At 54.4% G+C, this 15,537-nt stretch carries 15 protein-coding genes and 1 pseudogene; 10 read left to right on the top strand and 6 right to left on the bottom strand.

The features are described 5' to 3' along the window. Positions 1–228 precede the first annotated feature (228 nt). Positions 229–1,797 carry an L-glutamate gamma-semialdehyde dehydrogenase gene (gene pruA, locus M3G15_RS04180; RefSeq protein ID WP_260070164.1) on the bottom strand — a complete coding sequence of 523 codons (1,569 nt, stop codon included), beginning with the start codon at positions 1,795–1,797 and terminating at the stop codon, positions 229–231. Between the two features lie 35 nt (positions 1,798–1,832). Beyond that, entirely contained in the window at positions 1,833–2,747 is a 915-nt protein-coding gene (locus tag M3G15_RS04185) for a proline dehydrogenase family protein (RefSeq protein ID WP_260070165.1), read from the bottom strand. A gap of 230 nt (positions 2,748–2,977) precedes the next feature. Between M3G15_RS04185 and M3G15_RS04190 the strand changes: the two genes are divergently transcribed. From M3G15_RS04190 to M3G15_RS04200, 3 genes are all read left to right on the top strand, one after another. Next, positions 2,978–4,816, top strand: coding sequence for a sigma-54 interaction domain-containing protein (locus M3G15_RS04190; protein ID WP_260070166.1), 1,839 nt, complete (start codon positions 2,978–2,980; stop codon positions 4,814–4,816). 178 nt (positions 4,817–4,994) lie between these two features. Then, positions 4,995–5,630 (top strand): copper amine oxidase N-terminal domain-containing protein, encoded by a 636-nt coding sequence (locus tag M3G15_RS04195; RefSeq protein WP_260070167.1) that lies wholly within the window; start codon positions 4,995–4,997, stop codon positions 5,628–5,630. A 112-nt stretch (positions 5,631–5,742) separates the two neighbouring features. Further along, positions 5,743–7,161 (top strand): hypothetical protein, encoded by a 1,419-nt coding sequence (locus M3G15_RS04200; protein WP_260070203.1) that lies wholly within the window; start codon positions 5,743–5,745, stop codon positions 7,159–7,161. 465 nt (positions 7,162–7,626) lie between these two features. Here M3G15_RS04200 and M3G15_RS04205 read toward each other — a convergent pair whose 3' ends face one another. Next, positions 7,627–8,301, bottom strand: coding sequence for a hypothetical protein (locus tag M3G15_RS04205; protein ID WP_260070204.1), 675 nt, complete (start codon positions 8,299–8,301; stop codon positions 7,627–7,629). A gap of 490 nt (positions 8,302–8,791) precedes the next feature. Between M3G15_RS04205 and M3G15_RS04210 the strand changes: the two genes are divergently transcribed. The 5 genes from M3G15_RS04210 to M3G15_RS04230 are packed head-to-tail and all read left to right on the top strand — an operon-like array spanning position 8,792 to position 12,021. After that, on the top strand, positions 8,792–8,995 hold the full coding sequence (locus M3G15_RS04210) for a hypothetical protein (protein WP_397376584.1): 204 nt from the start codon (positions 8,792–8,794) through the stop codon (positions 8,993–8,995). Between the two features lie 31 nt (positions 8,996–9,026). Then, complete coding sequence (locus tag M3G15_RS04215) at positions 9,027–9,791, top strand: hypothetical protein (RefSeq protein ID WP_260070169.1); 765 nt, start codon at positions 9,027–9,029, stop codon at positions 9,789–9,791. Further along, on the top strand, positions 9,788–10,990 hold the full coding sequence (locus M3G15_RS04220; protein ID WP_260070170.1) for a glutathionylspermidine synthase family protein: 1,203 nt from the start codon (positions 9,788–9,790) through the stop codon (positions 10,988–10,990). Before M3G15_RS04215 ends, M3G15_RS04220 begins: the two co-directional genes overlap by 4 nt. After that, positions 10,991–11,632 (top strand): hypothetical protein, encoded by a 642-nt coding sequence (locus M3G15_RS04225; protein ID WP_009223543.1) that lies wholly within the window; start codon positions 10,991–10,993, stop codon positions 11,630–11,632. It abuts the gene before it with no gap. Continuing rightward, on the top strand, positions 11,629–12,021 hold the full coding sequence (locus M3G15_RS04230) for a DUF350 domain-containing protein (protein ID WP_036644146.1): 393 nt from the start codon (positions 11,629–11,631) through the stop codon (positions 12,019–12,021). Before M3G15_RS04225 ends, M3G15_RS04230 begins: the two co-directional genes overlap by 4 nt. 15 nt (positions 12,022–12,036) lie before the next feature. On the opposite strand, the pseudogene M3G15_RS04235 reads toward M3G15_RS04230, so the two are convergent. The 3 genes and pseudogenes from M3G15_RS04235 to M3G15_RS04245 all read right to left on the bottom strand — a co-directional run. Then, a pseudogene (locus M3G15_RS04235) lies at positions 12,037–13,049 on the bottom strand (MFS transporter); the annotation flags it as partial. Positions 13,050–13,270: 221 nt separating this feature from the next. Further along, positions 13,271–13,453 carry a hypothetical protein gene (locus M3G15_RS04240; protein WP_036644291.1) on the bottom strand — a complete coding sequence of 61 codons (183 nt, stop codon included), beginning with the start codon at positions 13,451–13,453 and terminating at the stop codon, positions 13,271–13,273. A 61-nt stretch (positions 13,454–13,514) separates the two neighbouring features. Beyond that, a complete protein-coding gene (locus M3G15_RS04245) occupies positions 13,515–13,976 on the bottom strand; it encodes a MarR family winged helix-turn-helix transcriptional regulator (protein ID WP_009223547.1) in 462 nt (153 codons plus the stop codon). A gap of 163 nt (positions 13,977–14,139) precedes the next feature. Here M3G15_RS04245 and M3G15_RS04250 point away from each other — a divergent pair, with 163 nt between their 5' ends. Both M3G15_RS04250 and M3G15_RS04255 read left to right on the top strand, forming a co-directional pair. After that, the gene (locus M3G15_RS04250; protein WP_009223548.1) at positions 14,140–14,622 is read left to right on the top strand and encodes a glutathione peroxidase; all 483 of its coding nucleotides are present in this window, start codon (positions 14,140–14,142) and stop codon (positions 14,620–14,622) included. Positions 14,623–14,798: 176 nt separating this feature from the next. Further along, positions 14,799–15,485, top strand: coding sequence for a hypothetical protein (locus M3G15_RS04255; protein WP_260070171.1), 687 nt, complete (start codon positions 14,799–14,801; stop codon positions 15,483–15,485). Positions 15,486–15,537 lie beyond the last annotated feature (52 nt).

Genomic DNA, 15,537 nt, shown 5'->3' on the forward strand with positions numbered 1-15,537 from the left:
AGAATTTTTGACATGCCGTTTTTGCAACAATAGCGTTCTGTATCAGCGTTAGAGCAGGGAGCACCGGCCTCGCGATCAACGAGCAAATGACCAAACGAGCTAGAGAGCAAGAGACCAAACAACCAAGCGACCAAGCGAACAAGAGAGAAAATTATCGCGAGCAAAAGAACAAGAGAGTAAGAGATCGCGAACAAGAGAGCAAAAGAGCATCCAGCAATCGTGCATCGCCTACAGCTTCCGGGAAGTCAGCTTGGCTTGGGTGAACAGCAGCAGGTAGTCATAGCCGCCGGCTTTCGAGTCGGTTCCCGACATATTAAAGCCACCAAACGGGTGGGCGCCGACCAACGCCCCGGTGCATTTGCGGTTCACGTACAGATTGCCGCAGTGCATTGTTTCCAGCGCTTCGCTGATGCGATCCTCATCCCGGGAAAAGAACGACCCCGTCAGCCCAAACTCAGTATCGTTGTACAACGCGATCGCTTCGCGCCAATCCTTCGCTTTGCCGATCGCCAGCACCGGCCCGAAAATCTCCTCCTGCATAATCCGCGCCTTCCCATCAACGCCGGCGAACACGGTGGGTTCGATATAATAGCCGTTGCCTTCGGCTTGCTGTCCGCCGGTAAGGAGCTGCCCTTCCTGTTTGCCGACCTCAATATAATCGAGGATTTTGCGGAAAGAAGCCTCGTCGATCACCGGTCCAACCGCTTTATTGTGCTCGGGGAGGCCAATCTCCAGCTGCTTCGTCAAAGACACGACTTTCTCCACCACTTCGTCGTAGACGGACTCTACGATGAAAGCGCGGGATCCGGCGGAGCATTTTTGTCCCTGGAACCCAAAAGCTGAGGTCACGATGGCCTGAGCAGCCGCATCCAGATCTGCAGTTTCATCAACGACGATGCCGTCCTTGCCGCCCATTTCGGCGACCAGCCGCTTGATCCAGATCTGCCCGGGTGCCGTATCGGCTGCCAACTTGCTGATGCGCAGTCCGACCTCCTTCGAGCCGGTGAAGCTGATGAACCGGGTTTTCGGGTGCGTGGTCAGATAATCGCCAACCTCAGAGCCGCTGCCGGGGATGAAGTTCAGCACTCCGGCCGGCAAGTCAACCTCCTCCATCAGCGCAGCGAACTTGTAGGCGATGACCGGGGTGTTGGAGGCGGGCTTGAGCAGCACGGTGTTGCCAGCCACAATCGCCGCCGAGGTCATGCCCACGCAGATCGCCAGCGGGAAATTCCATGGCGGAATGATGACACCAACGCCGAGCGGGATGTAGGTCAGCCGGTTTTGCTCCCCCGGGACTGGCGTCAGCGGCATCGTTTCGTTGATCTCGCTCAGGCGGATCATTTCCCGTGCGTAAAAATTCAGAAAATCGATCGCCTCCGCCGTATCGGCGTCCGCTTCAGCGTAGTTCTTGCCGGCTTCGAGCACCATCAGGGCGGAGAACTCATGCTTCCGTTCGGTCATGAGCTTGGCGGCTTTCAGCAGGTACTGTGCGCGTTCGCGGGGCGGCACCTTTTTCCACGATTCAAACGCCGTAAGTGCAGCCTGCATCGCTTTCTCGGCCAGCTCCTGATCGGCTTTGCTGACCCAACCCATCGTTTCATCGAGATTGCCGGGGTTGATTGAACGGATTTTGGCCTCCGTAAAAATCTTCTCACCGCCGATCTGCAGCGGAATCTCCCGTCCCAGCTCCGATTTCACTTGGGCAATCGCGGCTTCCATGGCCTGGCGGGCCGATTCCTGACTAAAGTCGGTAAACGGTTCGTTGCGGAAAGCTTCCAGTTTTGCGGTTGTGCTCATAGGGGCGCGCTCCTTACGAATAAGATTTTGGATATTTACTTAAATAAGTTCTTTAAGACAAACCATACATTGGCGGGACGCTCCGCGAGGCGGCGCATAAAGTAGCCAAACCAATCGCTGCCAAACGGGACGTACACCCGAACCTTGTAACCTTCGCGAACGAGCGCAAGCTGTAAATCTTCGCGAATGCCATATAACATTTGAAATTCGTAGCGGTCCAGCGGAATGGCTAAATCTTGAATTGTTTTCTTAGCGTAGTCGATAATCTGGGAGTCATGGGTTGCTATGGCGGCATAACCGCCGTTCATCAGGTGGGTAGAGATGAGGGATTTGAAATTTTCGTCGACGTCCGGCTTGGCCGGGTATGCGACTTTCGGCGATTCCTTGTAAGCTCCCTTCACGAGGCGAAGGTTCGGCTTAAGGGGCTTCAGATCCTCGACGTCTTCCAGGGAGCGATAAAGGTAAGCTTGGATGACGATGCCAACGTTGTCGATTTGTTCGCGCAGTTGCTTGTAGATCGAGATGGTTTTTTCACAGTGGGCAAAATCCTCCATGTCGATGCGCACAAACAATCCGTACATTCGGGCCCGGTTCAGGATCGTGGTCAGGTTACGTAAGCAGATTTCGTCGCTAATCCCAAGCCCCAGCGAAGTGAGCTTCAGCGAGAGATTGGCTTCGACTCCGGCTTCGTTGATGGCGTCCAGCGTCTTGAGGCACATCCGCATGGATAGTTCTGCTTCGGCTTCCGTGGACACGAACTCGCCGAGATGATCGAGGGTGGCTACCCGACCAGTCGCATTTAATGCGCGTACAGCTTCAATTGCACCATCAATGGTTTCTCCGGCCACAAACCGACCGGCACCAAAGCGCAGTCCGTATCGGCGGGCCATACGTCCCACGGATTGGCTTTTGGCGAAGGATTGAAACAGGGTGCGGAGTAACGCGTCCATAGGCATCCATCCTTTTCCATTTCTCATTGTACACAAAATATACAATATTTTAGATTTTTGAACAATATAAGTTGAAAAAATAAACAAAAAAATTTTAAATTCAAGAAAAAATGTTCAATATTGAACAGTTCCGGGCTGAGTGAAGGTGCAATCTTTATGACGGGAATATTGAACCTCGCCTGCTTTCGTGTTAGATTTACAAGTAAAATTTCATTACGCGTGAGGTAATTATGTTTAATCATGAACGGATATCCTTCCGGCAGGACTTGACCCGTTTCAAACCGGAAGAAAATACAAGTGCATTACTTGCAGCGTTACAGGGCGGTCAGGCGGCGGCAGTCGAGCTGGACGGAGCGTTGTATCTGTTGACGCCGGATGATGCCGGGCGGCTTGAAGCTTTTGGCGAAGGGAGTATCGGCAAAGGACTGCGGCTTGACGGGATGAAGTTTGTCGTTTCGGTTGTGTTCAAGGAGTCGGAGCTGGCGCTTCCGATCAGCGAACTGGCATCCCGATGGTCCGGCGCAGATACGAGCGGGCGGCCGGCGTTGGTGGTCAATGATGGACAGGAGCCCGTTGGGTATCTTCCGATGATCGACCTGCTTAAAATAGCGGCGGACCGGCAGCAGCGGGCGGAGGCGTATTTTGACGCCCTGCTGGAGACGGTCAGTGATGCGGTAACGGTCGTGGACCGCAACGGTACGGTGATCGGCTGGAACACGGTGGCGGAAGAAGTGTACGGGATCGCCAAAGCGGACATCGTTGGCCGCACGATCGGTGAGCATTTTGATCCCGACGCATTGGTTGTGCTGGGGATTCTGGATGAAGGCCGGCGGCTGCGCGGGGCCTACCATCGTCCGCGGGAAGGCACGCATGTGCTGATCAATGCGTCGCCGATCGTGGAGCCGGGCGGGGGGATTATCGGCGGCGTGGCGACCGAGCAGGATATTACGCATCTCGTGAAGCTGAACGACGAATTGACGGTAGCGACGTCCCGTCTGTTGACCCAGCGGATCGGCGACGAGGATCCGTTTGGCTTAATCAGCGGGCGTGGCGAAAGCATGGGCAAAGTGATCAAACTGGCCAAAAAGCTGGCCGAAACTGACTCCTCCGTGCTCCTGATCGGGGAGACTGGAGCGGGCAAGGAGCAGCTGGCCAGGGTGATCCATCGCGCCGGCGCGCGGCCGGAGGGGCCGTTCCTGTCGCTGAGCTGCGGGGCCGTCCCGGCGGGATTGGCCGAAGCGGAGCTGTTTGGCTATCAAGGCGGCGCCTTCTCGGGACAGCCGTCGGGTCAGGCTGGTCGGCTGGAGGCGGCGGACGGCGGCTCGATTTTTTTGAATGAGATTGAGTGTTTACCTTTAGACGTACAGGAGAAGTTAGCTCATTACATCAAGCACCGGACGATCACGCGGATTGGGGCCGCGGAAGCCGTTCCGGTATCGGTGCGAATCTTCGCCGGCACCAGCCAGGATCTGGGCCAGCTCGTGCGGGAGGGCAAATTCCGTGCGGATTTGTATTACGCGCTGAACGTGGTGTCGCTGAAGGTGCCGCCGCTGCGTGAGCGTCGGGAGGACCTGGGGCCGTTGGTGCAAATGTATTTGCGCGTGTATTCGTTGCAGTATCAGAAGCCGCTGCCGGCCGTTTCGCCGGAGGTGATGCTGGCGTTTGCGAATTACGACTGGCCGGGAAACGTAAGCGAGCTGCGGGCGGTGATCGAGCGCTGTGTGATTTTAAGCGAGAACGAGCAAATCATGCTGGAGCACTTGCCGGAGGTGTTGCAGCAGCGGCAAGCTCAGCTGGAGTTCGCAGCGGCGGACTCTGCGGTGGGCATGCCGGTTGGCAGCGGAGCCGTTGCCGGTTCCGACTTCGGGCGGGGAACGAAGCTGTCCTCTGTGGAACAGGCGGATCGTCTTGACAAGATGCTGCGTCCGCGCATCACCCCCGAAGAGGAAATGGAGCTTATGAAGGAAGCGCTGGAGCGAACGGCGGGGAATAAGAGCAATGCAGCCAAGCTGCTGGGTATTTCCCGTGGGACGCTATATAAAAAGATTCGAGATTATAATTTGGTATAGCCATTTTTTCAGAACAGGCGGGGCCTTTGTGATAGAACACAAAGGCCCCGCTGCTTTGAGTAATCTATAGAGTGTATTCCTCATAAAAGGCAATTTTTGGCCTTAGTAAACATTCCCTCAATATTATATACATGGTACTATTACCTTGGAATATTATACTAAATGGGGGATTCTATCAATGAAAAAGAAAGTGTTACTCAGTTCTTTTTTACTATTATTTGTTTTGTCTAGCACTGTAGCTAGTGCACATCCAGGTCGAACGGATGCTAATGGCGGTCATACGTGTCGGACAAATTGCGCAAAATGGGGATTAACAACGGGCGAATATCATTACCATAATGGGGGAAGCTCTTCTTCTAGTTCTAGTAAGAAATCCTCTTCTTCCTCCTCATCCTCTAAAAGTTCTACCAAACACTCTTCCAAAGGTTCCTCTGCCCCCAAATCGACAGAGCCAACCTATAAGAAATCTAAACTGACTGTATTTATTAATGGGGAGAAAGCAAATTTTAATAGTGATTTAATCATTTATCAAAATACAAACATGGTTCCTCTGCGTGAAATTTCTGATCTACTAGGTGCAACCTTTAATTATGATGCCAAAAGTGGTGTCATTACTGTAAGTAAAAATTCTAATAAGGTCACATTTACAATAGGAAGCAAAAAAGTGTATTACAATGGGGAAGCTGAAACGATTAATGTGGCTCCAATGATTGTCAAAGGAGTCACTTATGTACCGTTGCAAAGCCTTGTTAAAGGTCTTGAAGCGAGCTTAAAGGCGGATAATTCTAATAAACTTAGTATCACAATTAAGTAACATGTAAAGTAGCCATGAATCGGTTGCTCTATACCTCGACATGGGCCGAACCCTTGCTTGGGCTCCTGCATAGCATATAGCACACTTGCAGGAAGAGGGGCGTGACTCCATGATAGGGATAGAGTTGTCGGCGATTCACTATGTGTATCTGGCGTTTATCGTCTTCATCATGGCGTTGTTGATCAAGCGGCGCGATACGACGATGATTTGTGTGGCGGGGATTTTTACGTTGGGTCTGCTTGCGACACAAACGCTCAGCGGCTCGGTTTCGGGCATCTTTAATTCGTTTATTTATGCGACCAAGGAGCTAATGGGGACGATCATGATCATCTCGATCATCGTGGCAATGAGTCGGGTGCTGATCCGCACGGGCATCAATGAAACGATGGTGTCTCCTTTGACGCGGTTTATTCGCACGCCATCGATGGCGTATTGGGGCATCGGGATTATCATGCTGGTGACTTCGCTGTTTTTCTGGCCCTCGCCTGCGGTTGCGTTGATCGGCGCCGTTTTGCTGCCCGTAGCGATTCGCGTTGGGCTGCCGGCGTTGGGGGCGGCGATGGCGATGAATTTGTTTGGGCATGGCATCGCCTTGTCCGGCGACTATATCATCCAGGGAGCGCCGAAGCTGACGGCGGACGCCGCGGGCCTGCCCGTCTCCAGCGTGATGTCGGCCAGCGTGCCGCTGGTTCTCGTCATGGGCCTGGTGAGCACGGTGACCGCTTTTTGGATGATGCGCCGTGATCAGCGGAACGGCACGTGGCGCGACGGCCTGGTGGCCGGAAAAGGCACAGGTGGTGTGCTTAGCGAGGATCGTCCGACGAGCAAAGAGGATCGCGCAGCCATTTCCCCTCAAGCGAAAAAATGGCTGGCCCTCCTGATCCCGCTGCTGTTCGCCGCCGACGTCGTTGCCATGTTCCTGCTGAAATTGCAAGGCGGCGATGCGACGGCGCTGGTTGGCGGCACGGCGGTGCTGATCCTGATCGGCGTGACGCTGCTGGCACACCGGAACCGGGGCCTGGAGAAGGTCACTTCGTATTTGATCGAAGGGTTGACCTTCGGCTTTAAGGTGTTTGGCCCCGTGATCCCGATCGCCGCGTTCTTTTATCTTGGCGACGCGGCGTTTCAGGAGCTGTTCGGGCAGGTGCTGCCCGAAACGTCGCATGGGATCGTGAACGACCTCGGCGTGGCATTGGCCGACGTCGTTCCGCTGAACGGCATCATCGGCGCCGTGACCCTCGCCGTTACCGGAGCGATCACCGGCCTGGACGGCTCCGGCTTCTCGGGCATATCGCTGGCCGGCTCGATCGCCCAGCTGTTTGGCACCGCCATCGGCTCCGGCACGGCCGTGTTGACGGCGCTGGGGCAGGTCGCCGCCATTTGGGTCGGCGGCGGCACGCTGATCCCGTGGGCGCTCATCCCGGCCGCCGCTATCTGCGGCGTGAGTCCGTTCGAGCTGGCCCGCCGCAACCTCAAGCCGGTGCTCATCGGCCTCGCCGTGACCACCGTGGTGGCGATGTTCCTGGTGTAACACCAGGGAGAGTATTTGGTTTGTGCTCGGTGAAGGAGGCGGGGGCCGCCTCCTTTGCTTTTTTGGCGGGGATAGTCCTTCTCTAACCTGTGCCGACACCCGCCCAAATCTGTGCCGACATCCCGTAAACTAATTTAGCTCCAAAACCTACCGTTAATTTCGTAAGTTTGAGCTCTCCGCACAAATTACATGTAAAACCTACCGTTATTTTCGGCATATTTGCCCCATATCGCGGTTTTTGGCTAAATTAACAGTAGGATTTACCGCTAATTGTGACAAAACCCCGCGATCCGCCTAAATTAACAGTAGCTTTTACCGTTAATTCATTTAGCCCCATCCCCCCGTCCACTTTATCCCGCCACATTACCTCCTAATCACTCACTAATCACTCACTAATAACTTTCTAGCCACCCCCTCACTGCCCCTCATTCCGGTCATCCCACCGTTCCACTACAGCACCCTCCATCACAAATAGTTCACCACCCCACGCACCAGTTCATATTTGACGATGCGTTCCCCCTTTCCACGATAAACGGGCCTCATCCACCCTTTAGCTGTCACCTTCTGCAGCATTTGGACCGCCGTTTTATGGTTTAGCTCGAAATGACGTTCAACATCCACCGGGCGAATCGGGCGCGCGAGTTGCACGGCAAGTCGGATGAGCTCCTTTTCCGCCAGCAGACCGCGCGTTATAGGCACCTGTTCCGGATGGTATCGACTGAGCACCATACGCAGCAGGTTGATGCAGAGCTCTGGACGTTGCTCCACGTCGTCGTAAGCGAAGGAGATCACCTGGTAACCCATGGCGTGCAAAAACGTTTCGCGATTAAGCTCATGGCAGTACTTTTGTCGGTCCATGTCGCGGACGTGTGTAGCGTAGCCCTTAATCTCAAATAGCAGCTTTAACTCTCCGTTCCCCGGCAACCAGGCGAAGTCGGCAAAGTACGATCGCCCCCGCCAATCGCTGACCTCGTATTCCGGATGAAGGTCTTCAAAGTTGCTGCGCAGCGGCCACCATACATTCCGCAGGAACAATGCTTCCGCATGGGCATGTCCACGTTCGAGCCTGCCTCGGCGTTCCCCGGATCTCCGGGCCAAATGATCCTCCAGAAATGCCGTGTACTTTTCCTCAAAACTCATAGAACTCATCAGCCAATCGCCTCCTCCAATAAAAAACGCCCCGCATTAGCCCTTGCAGTTTGATCCTTAATCGCCAGGCGCGCCATCAACCTAAAGGTCATGGTGCCAGCCCTTGAATTTGGTTCAAACTTGAGCTATACGGGACGTGCTTCGTCTTAGCTTCAGTATAGTGCCGGCAGATGGTTCCGTCCAGCGTGGGAGTACGTTAGGGATATGACCCACAGATTAATGGTGCTCGCGCCCACCCATTTTAACATTGCATTTCTCCAGTAACGGACGTAAGCTAACGGAAGGGTTTTCCAACTGAGAATTTCAACTGTTGCTTAGCGGGTTGTTTACGGTCACCTGGCGCCGAACCTTAGAGCTGAACAAGTCCACTCCCTGGTTCATTCCCACCTTCTCCCTGCATAAAGGATGAAACGAAGCGGGAATGTGCGCGTAACAATATTTAGTGTGTATAACGAAAGGGTGAACTGCATTGGAGAACGGCATGAGTGTGAAGTTGTACGAAAAATTGCCGGACGGCGGGCTGCGGGAGCTGGAAGAGCGCGTCTGGAACGCGAATATGGTCGCTGCGTTGGAGCATGTCAACTATTTGGTCGTCGGCAACCGGGAGTTTGAAACGGTGGAAGGTCGGCTGAATGTCGACGAGGGCAAGCTGGAGCTGCTGCTCGTTCCGGTTGTGCACGAATAAGCTGAGTTTTTTTCGTAGGAGGGAATGGGTCTTGGCAAAAGAAGAGGAAGCCACACGAACGGAAATCACTGCCGCACAAGAGACAACGGCGAAGGAGCCGTTCGCATCCAAATTTCTGACCCCGGAAGGGAAGCCGATCCGCGTCTTGTCCACCTCGCTTGGCATCGCGCTGTTGGCGAACGCGTTTCTGATTCCGGGGGCCGGGGCTACGGCTGCGGGGAGCGATACGTCGGCCGACGAACCGAAGCTCGTTGCCTGGTCGACGGAGGAAGTAAAGCAATATTTCGACAAAAATGTAGACTGGAACATCCCGCTTCCGGCGGAGGAAGATGAAGAGGCATCTGGGGAGACCTTGGGGGGCGGCAGCGCGGACGGCGCAAACGCCTCAAACGGCTCCGGAGGCACCACCGTCATCAATCATTACGGCGGGGGATTCGGTTGGGACGATATGCTGCTGTATCACCTGCTGTTCAACAGCGGGTCCAGCTATTCATCCAGCCGCTGGTATGACAATCACCGCGGGTATTATGCCGGAACGTCGACGCCGTACAAGCCGAAAACGTACTCCAGCGAAACGTTCCAAAACAAACAGATGGCCGGCTCCGTCGTTCGTCCGAAGACTTCGACCTCGTCAACCGGCTCCATCGTTCGGCGTTCGACCTCCTCGAAGGCGGGCGGCATCGGCGGGAAATCCAGCTCTCTGGGCTCGTCGTCGAGCTCCTCGTCCGGCTCATCCAAGAGCTCGATTTCCGGTTCGAGATCCAGCGGTACCAGCAAGGGGTTCTTCGGCGGATGACGGACGAGAACAACATTTTCGAAGTCGTGGGCCGGCCGCATCCTGACCGGAGCGAGCGGGTGGCGAAGCTGGCCGAGCTGGGGTTTACCTGGGCGGATCTCGAGGAAGAGGAGTATTGGATCGATCAGCTGGTGTTGATGCCAAAGGAGACCTATGCGGAGCTCGAGCAGGCCGCCGCTGCGCTGTGGCGCATTCTCGACAAAGCCGCACGCTACGTCCATCGCCGGCCGGATCTGTATGAGCTGATCGGGATTCCGCCGATTCTGTGGACGATGCTTGATGAGCTGCCGATCCCGGAGCCGGGATTGATTAGCCGTTACGCGCGGTTTGATTTTGCCGTGGCCAACGACGGCACGATCAAGCTGCTGGAACTGAACGCGGATACGCCGACCGGTTACGTCGAAGCCTCGATCGCCACCCCGTGGCTGATGGAGCAGGCAGGATACGACTCGCCAAATGCGCGGATGAAAGACCTGGTCGCGGAAGCCTGGGCCATCGAGCGGCCGGATACCGTGGCTTGCGTCGATTACGGCTGGCATCTGGAGGATTCCGGAACGATTGAAGCGTTGGGACGGCACAGCGGACTGGATTTGCACTATGAGGATTGCCTGGAGCTGTGGATTGACGAAGGCACCCTGAAAAATAAGGACGGTCGTACCATTGAGCGCATGTTCGCGTTGTACCCGAAAGAATGGATGGCGGTGGACGATGCCGGCGAGGCGCTCAGCTACGCGATTGAAACCGGTCGCCTGACCATCTTCAACGGGCCGCACAGCATTTTGCTGCAATCCAAAGGCTTGCTTGCCGCCGTCTGGGGGCTTTACGAGCTGGGCTTGCTGTTTGATGCGGAGGAACGCCAGGCGATAGCGAAGTACATGCTGCCGACCTACAACAAGCCAGTCTTCGCCGGCGGCTTCGTATCCAAGTCGATGTTTGGGCGTGAAGGCGGTTCTGTCCGCTTGTTTGATGAGGAGGGCCGGCTGGAGCTGGAGGATCAGGAGGGCTTTGACAGCAGCGTCTTGTTCCCTACGGTGTATCAAAAAAGAGCCGAGCTGGCGCGAATCGATACCGTCTTCGGCGAGCGCCATTTGCTGACCGGTCTGTTCGTCCTGAACGGGACGCCTTGCGGTTTGTTGGGTCGGGCCGGCGGACCGATTACGGGCAATACCAGTCATTTTATCGCGTTAGGAGTGAAATAGATGCATAGTTCGAAGCAGCCTTGGGCGCGGCGTTTCCTCGTTACGTTGATGCTGGTGTTGTCGGTGGGCTTACTTGGAGCCTGCGGGGATACGACCAGCGTCTTCTCTACCGAGAGCGGCTCGGGGTCGGAGTTAACGACCGCTCGCGTACCTTGGGATTATAAAATCGTGGAAGCGACGGTCGGCGATCTGGTGGGCAGTGATATGACGATTTTGCCCGATAACGATCTGCTGCCGAATGACAACAATTACGCCACTGGGGATAAAATTTGGATCCTCCAGTTTATGGACGCCGAGTTGACCACGGACGAAAACCAGAAAAACGAAGTGCGCTTATCCTCCTGGACGACGCTGAAGTCTTATCCGGATCAGGCGTCTGCCGAGAAAGACCTGACCGAGCTGAAGGTATCGGTTACGACCGACGTCGACCTAGTTGGCGTGTACAAAACGGAATACCAAGGCAAAACACGGTGCTTCGCCGTGTTGGAGCTGCCAACCGGGAACCGGATCAAGCAGCCGATCGACGAAGAGCGGTATGCGGCATTAGAGAACGCGAAGACGGTGTCGGTTGTGCTGGAGGAAGTGCATGATTTTGCCGATTATGATTTGGCGTTTGCGAAATTTCGGGGGTGGGCGAATTGACGATCGTTATCAATATTGTGGTTAGTGTCGTCGTGATGATTTTGCTGCAATTGCTGGGGATGGTGGTCTTCAATTGGATGACCCCGTACCGTGACATGGAGGAGTTGAAAAAAGGCAATGTCGCCGTAGCCCTGGCGCTGGGCGGCAAATTCCTGGGCACGGCGATCATTTTGGGGGTGTCCGCCTTTACGAACACTTCCATACTACATATGGTCCTGTGGTTTGCCGTAGGTTATGTGTGCCTTGTGGCGTCGTACTGGATTTTTGAACTGGTAACCCCAGGATTTAAGATTTCCGATCAGCTGAAGCAGGGGAACGTTGCGGTAGGCACCTTGCTGTGCTTGGTGTTTATCGGCATGGCGTTTGCCGTGAGCAGCCTAATTATCTGAAGCAGGGAACAAAGTCCCGTCCGTGATCCAGCCGATCAGATAGTTGCCGATGACATTGCCCACCACCATCAGTGTAACGATGAAGGTAATGGCGGAATCGCTGGAAGAGCGATACTTCTTGGCGATCAACGCTATGACGGTCGGATAGATCGGGGTGATACCGATGCCGGCCGCTGCGAACAGGAAAGCTCCGGGTTCGCCAGCCCAGATGGCAACAAAATCAAGGAGAGCGTAAACCCGATCTTATCGGTAACCGGTCCCACCGCCAGCCGCGCGAACGTAAAGCAAAGGAAAAAAGCGGACAGCATCCCGGATGCGATTGTGGTGTTCCAGTGATATGCTCTTTCCAAAAAATTAACCAGCCAGCCGCCTACCGCCAGCTCCGACACTACGCCAAACGAAAGCACCAGCACGATCAACCAGATCGCCGGATCGTGCATCAGCTGTGTGAACGGAACCCGCTCGCCGCCCTGTTCTTCTTCGCCGGGGAACCGGCTTAGCAGCGTTGGGATCATCGGGATCACCGAGAGGGACAGCATGATTAAGTACATGCCGCTCCAATCAAGTGTATGCCCGCCAATCGAGACGGTCATCAGCCCCGAGGCGATCAACGGTGCTACCGTTGAACTCAGCCCGTAGAAGAAGTGGGCGAGGTTCATCATCGTACCGGTGTTGCCGACAAAAATGCGGGCGGCCAAGATAGCGAGCGCGATCTCGAGCATCCCGTTGCCGATGTACATCAGGAAATAGGAGCCCGATAACGCCGGGAAGCTGCATGATGCAAAGATGAGGATCCCAGCCGCGGCCATGGAACCAAAGGCGAGCATCGTCACCGTTTTGGCGCCCCATTTGCGTGTTAAATAAGCCGTGAAGGAGCAAGCCAGCAGATACCCCAGCGAGTTGAGCGACAAGAGCGTGCCAATCTGCATCTCGTCGAGGCCGAAGTCGGTTTGGATGCGCGGGATCGCGGGTCCTTTAATATTTTCCGAGAAGCCAAAGATCAAGAAACCGATAAAGACCGTTAACAGTTGGAATACATAATTTCGTTTGGAAGAAGCGGCGCGGGGGTTGGCGTCGGCGGAAGCGGCCGGTGTTTTCTCCGCATCGAGCTGTGTTTGCGCTTTCAAGGGGAAGCCCTTCTGATGTCAGGCAAATCGTAACACACTTTTGGGCTTCGATCTATCCCCGGCCCCCAAAACACCCGCCTACCACACGCTTGTTCAGCGGCGTAAACGGGTGCTTTACCATCTTAATGGTTAATATCGCATTTGTTCATGATAAACTTGATTTGGTTTTCGAGCCGGTTGATTTTCTCCTGCGTCTCCTGATCGGCGTGGCCCAAGCCTCGCATCTCGGCAAGTTCTTGCTTCAACCGGTGCAGGTCCTCGCCTGCGTTGGCGCAGTTATAGTCACTCTCGAGATTTTCCAGCATGCTGATCTCCTCCATTGGTTACTCCGTGATTCTTTCCTATTATGGAGGGTTTAGGTTGGGCTTATTCAGATTGTTCGGGTTGAACGGAGCCGCCGCCAATTTTGCGGAGAAACTCGTTGATGTGTCGGTGCATGGAAATGACGTCCTCCACCTCGGCATGGGTGCCTTCAAACAGCCGCATCGGTACGGTGCAGGCTTTGTCCTTCAAGGCTTTGCCCTCATCGGTTAACGCGATGATGACGTTGCGTTCGTCGGATTTGTCGCGCGTCCGGGTGACCAGGTTCATGTGCTCCAGCTTTTTGAGCAGCGGAGTTAAGGTGCCCGAGTCAAGGTATAGCATCGAACCCAGCTCCTTCACCGTGATCCCGTCCCGCTCCCACAACGCGAGCAACGTAATGTATTGCGTATAGGTCAAGCCGAGTTCCGACAGCAAAGGCCGGTACAGCTTCATAATCTCCCGGGAGCAAGTGTAAAAAGCAAAGCAAAGCTGATTCTCCAGCTTCAACATTTCGTCTGTATTCATCCATATCCACCTGCCATTTAATTGCATACAATGTAATTGCTGTTGAGCCATTATAGCATTGCTTCTTCTTTTACGTAAAGAGAAGAGGTCGAAATTGACACGCACATAAAGATTGTATACAATTAAATTACACTTAATTAAATTGGTGTTGGAGGTGCCATGGATGTCATTATTCGATATTGAAGTCAAAACAATTCAAGGCCAAGTGCAAACGCTGGAGCCTTATCGCGGCCAAGTGATGCTGATTGTGAATACGGCGACCAAATGCGGGTTTGCTCCGCAATTTAAAGGGCTGCAGAAGCTGCACGATACGTACAAGGACCAAGGCTTCACGGTGTTAGGTTTTCCTTCAAGCCAGTTCGCCAACCAGGAGCTCGGGACAGATGAAGAGGTGGCACAGGCTTGCGAGCTGAATTTCGGCGTGTCGTTCCCGTTATTTTCGAAAATCGATGTGAATGGAAAGAACGCTCATCCGCTGTTCAAGCATTTGACCAAGGAAGCCCCGGGCTTGCTGGGCTCCAAGTCGATCAAATGGAACTTTACGAAGTTCCTTGTGGATCGGGACGGCAAGGTCGTTAAGCGTTTCGCACCAACAGATGAACCTGAGAGCATCGAGGGGCAGATTCGCGAGCTGCTTGGGGTTTAAGTCAACGTGGCGCAGCGCGGAAACGACCGAGATCCTATTGCGTAACTTTTTCTCCTGTGTCACACTAGTATCAATAGAGCAACTTACGTGAGGCAAAGCCTGCCCCGTTTCCTTTCTAAGATGGAGAGGAGCGGGGCTTTTTATTTTTTACTATGGATATGTAGGGAGGGTTTCAAATGGGATTCGAAGCGGAACATGATACCTGGCTGCAAGAGCATATGAAACGAAGAACGGGGGAGAGCCTGGATGCACTTCGGCGAGGGCATGGTTATGGGAATCGGTTGTTCGTCGAGCGGATTTGGTGGCCGCTGGTGGGACACTTTGACGGATTGCATCCCGAATACGAGGTGAAGGATTGGCGGGGGAGATCCTACTTTGCAGATTTTATGTGGGAGGTTGGAACTGCACGGGTCGTGTTTGAAATTATGGATTACGGCTCTCATGGCACGGATCGAACGAAATATCGGATGGATTTGAACAGGGGGCTGTTTTTGCAGTCCCAAGGCTTTCAGATCTACTACATTGCATTGGATGAGATGAAGGAGAACCCTGCGTTTATCCTCTCCTCCTTGCGGAGTATTCTGGCACCGTATTTATCTGTCGTTCAGGGGGGATCCCTGGATGTGACGCCGCGGGCCTACACTAAGATTGAAAGGGAGCTCATGCGTGCCGCCATTCGCCATCATCGGGTCATTCGCCCAACCGAGGTGGCGCGAGAACTGGAGCTGCACACGTTGACAGTCATTAAGTACTGCCGAATCCTCGTGGAAAAAGGGAAGTTCCGCGCCATAGCCAAAGGGAGCTCCGGACGCGTCACTTCATATGAGTATGTGGGTTCGTTGCTGAGCCCGGATTTGGTGTGAGTGGCGGGGTGGCGCTGATTTGGGGAAATGTATTCGAAAAATCATATACATT

Origin of the sequence: Paenibacillus sp. p3-SID1389, from assembly GCF_025151705.1 — a bacterium.
GTDB lineage: Bacteria > Bacillota > Bacilli > Paenibacillales > Paenibacillaceae > Fontibacillus > Fontibacillus phoenicis.

What these genes read in the sequence shown, in the direction of transcription:
- M3G15_RS04210 (WP_397376584.1), top strand. Translation starts at nt 8,792, where the DNA reads ATGAGTGTGAAGTTGTACGAAAAATTGCCGGACGGCGGGCTGCGGGAG.
- M3G15_RS04205 (WP_260070204.1), bottom strand. Translation starts at nt 8,301, where the DNA reads ATGAGTTTTGAGGAAAAGTACACGGCATTTCTGGAGGATCATTTGGCC.
- pruA (WP_260070164.1), bottom strand. Translation starts at nt 1,797, where the DNA reads ATGAGCACAACCGCAAAACTGGAAGCTTTCCGCAACGAACCGTTTACC.
- M3G15_RS04220 (WP_260070170.1), top strand. Translation starts at nt 9,788, where the DNA reads ATGACGGACGAGAACAACATTTTCGAAGTCGTGGGCCGGCCGCATCCT.
- M3G15_RS04245 (WP_009223547.1), bottom strand. Translation starts at nt 13,976, where the DNA reads ATGAATACAGACGAAATGTTGAAGCTGGAGAATCAGCTTTGCTTTGCT.
- M3G15_RS04195 (WP_260070167.1), top strand. Translation starts at nt 4,995, where the DNA reads ATGAAAAAGAAAGTGTTACTCAGTTCTTTTTTACTATTATTTGTTTTG.
- M3G15_RS04185 (WP_260070165.1), bottom strand. Translation starts at nt 2,747, where the DNA reads ATGGACGCGTTACTCCGCACCCTGTTTCAATCCTTCGCCAAAAGCCAA.
- M3G15_RS04250 (WP_009223548.1), top strand. Translation starts at nt 14,140, where the DNA reads ATGTCATTATTCGATATTGAAGTCAAAACAATTCAAGGCCAAGTGCAA.
- M3G15_RS04225 (WP_009223543.1), top strand. Translation starts at nt 10,991, where the DNA reads ATGCATAGTTCGAAGCAGCCTTGGGCGCGGCGTTTCCTCGTTACGTTG.
- M3G15_RS04255 (WP_260070171.1), top strand. Translation starts at nt 14,799, where the DNA reads ATGGGATTCGAAGCGGAACATGATACCTGGCTGCAAGAGCATATGAAA.
- M3G15_RS04190 (WP_260070166.1), top strand. Translation starts at nt 2,978, where the DNA reads ATGTTTAATCATGAACGGATATCCTTCCGGCAGGACTTGACCCGTTTC.
- M3G15_RS04240 (WP_036644291.1), bottom strand. Translation starts at nt 13,453, where the DNA reads ATGCTGGAAAATCTCGAGAGTGACTATAACTGCGCCAACGCAGGCGAG.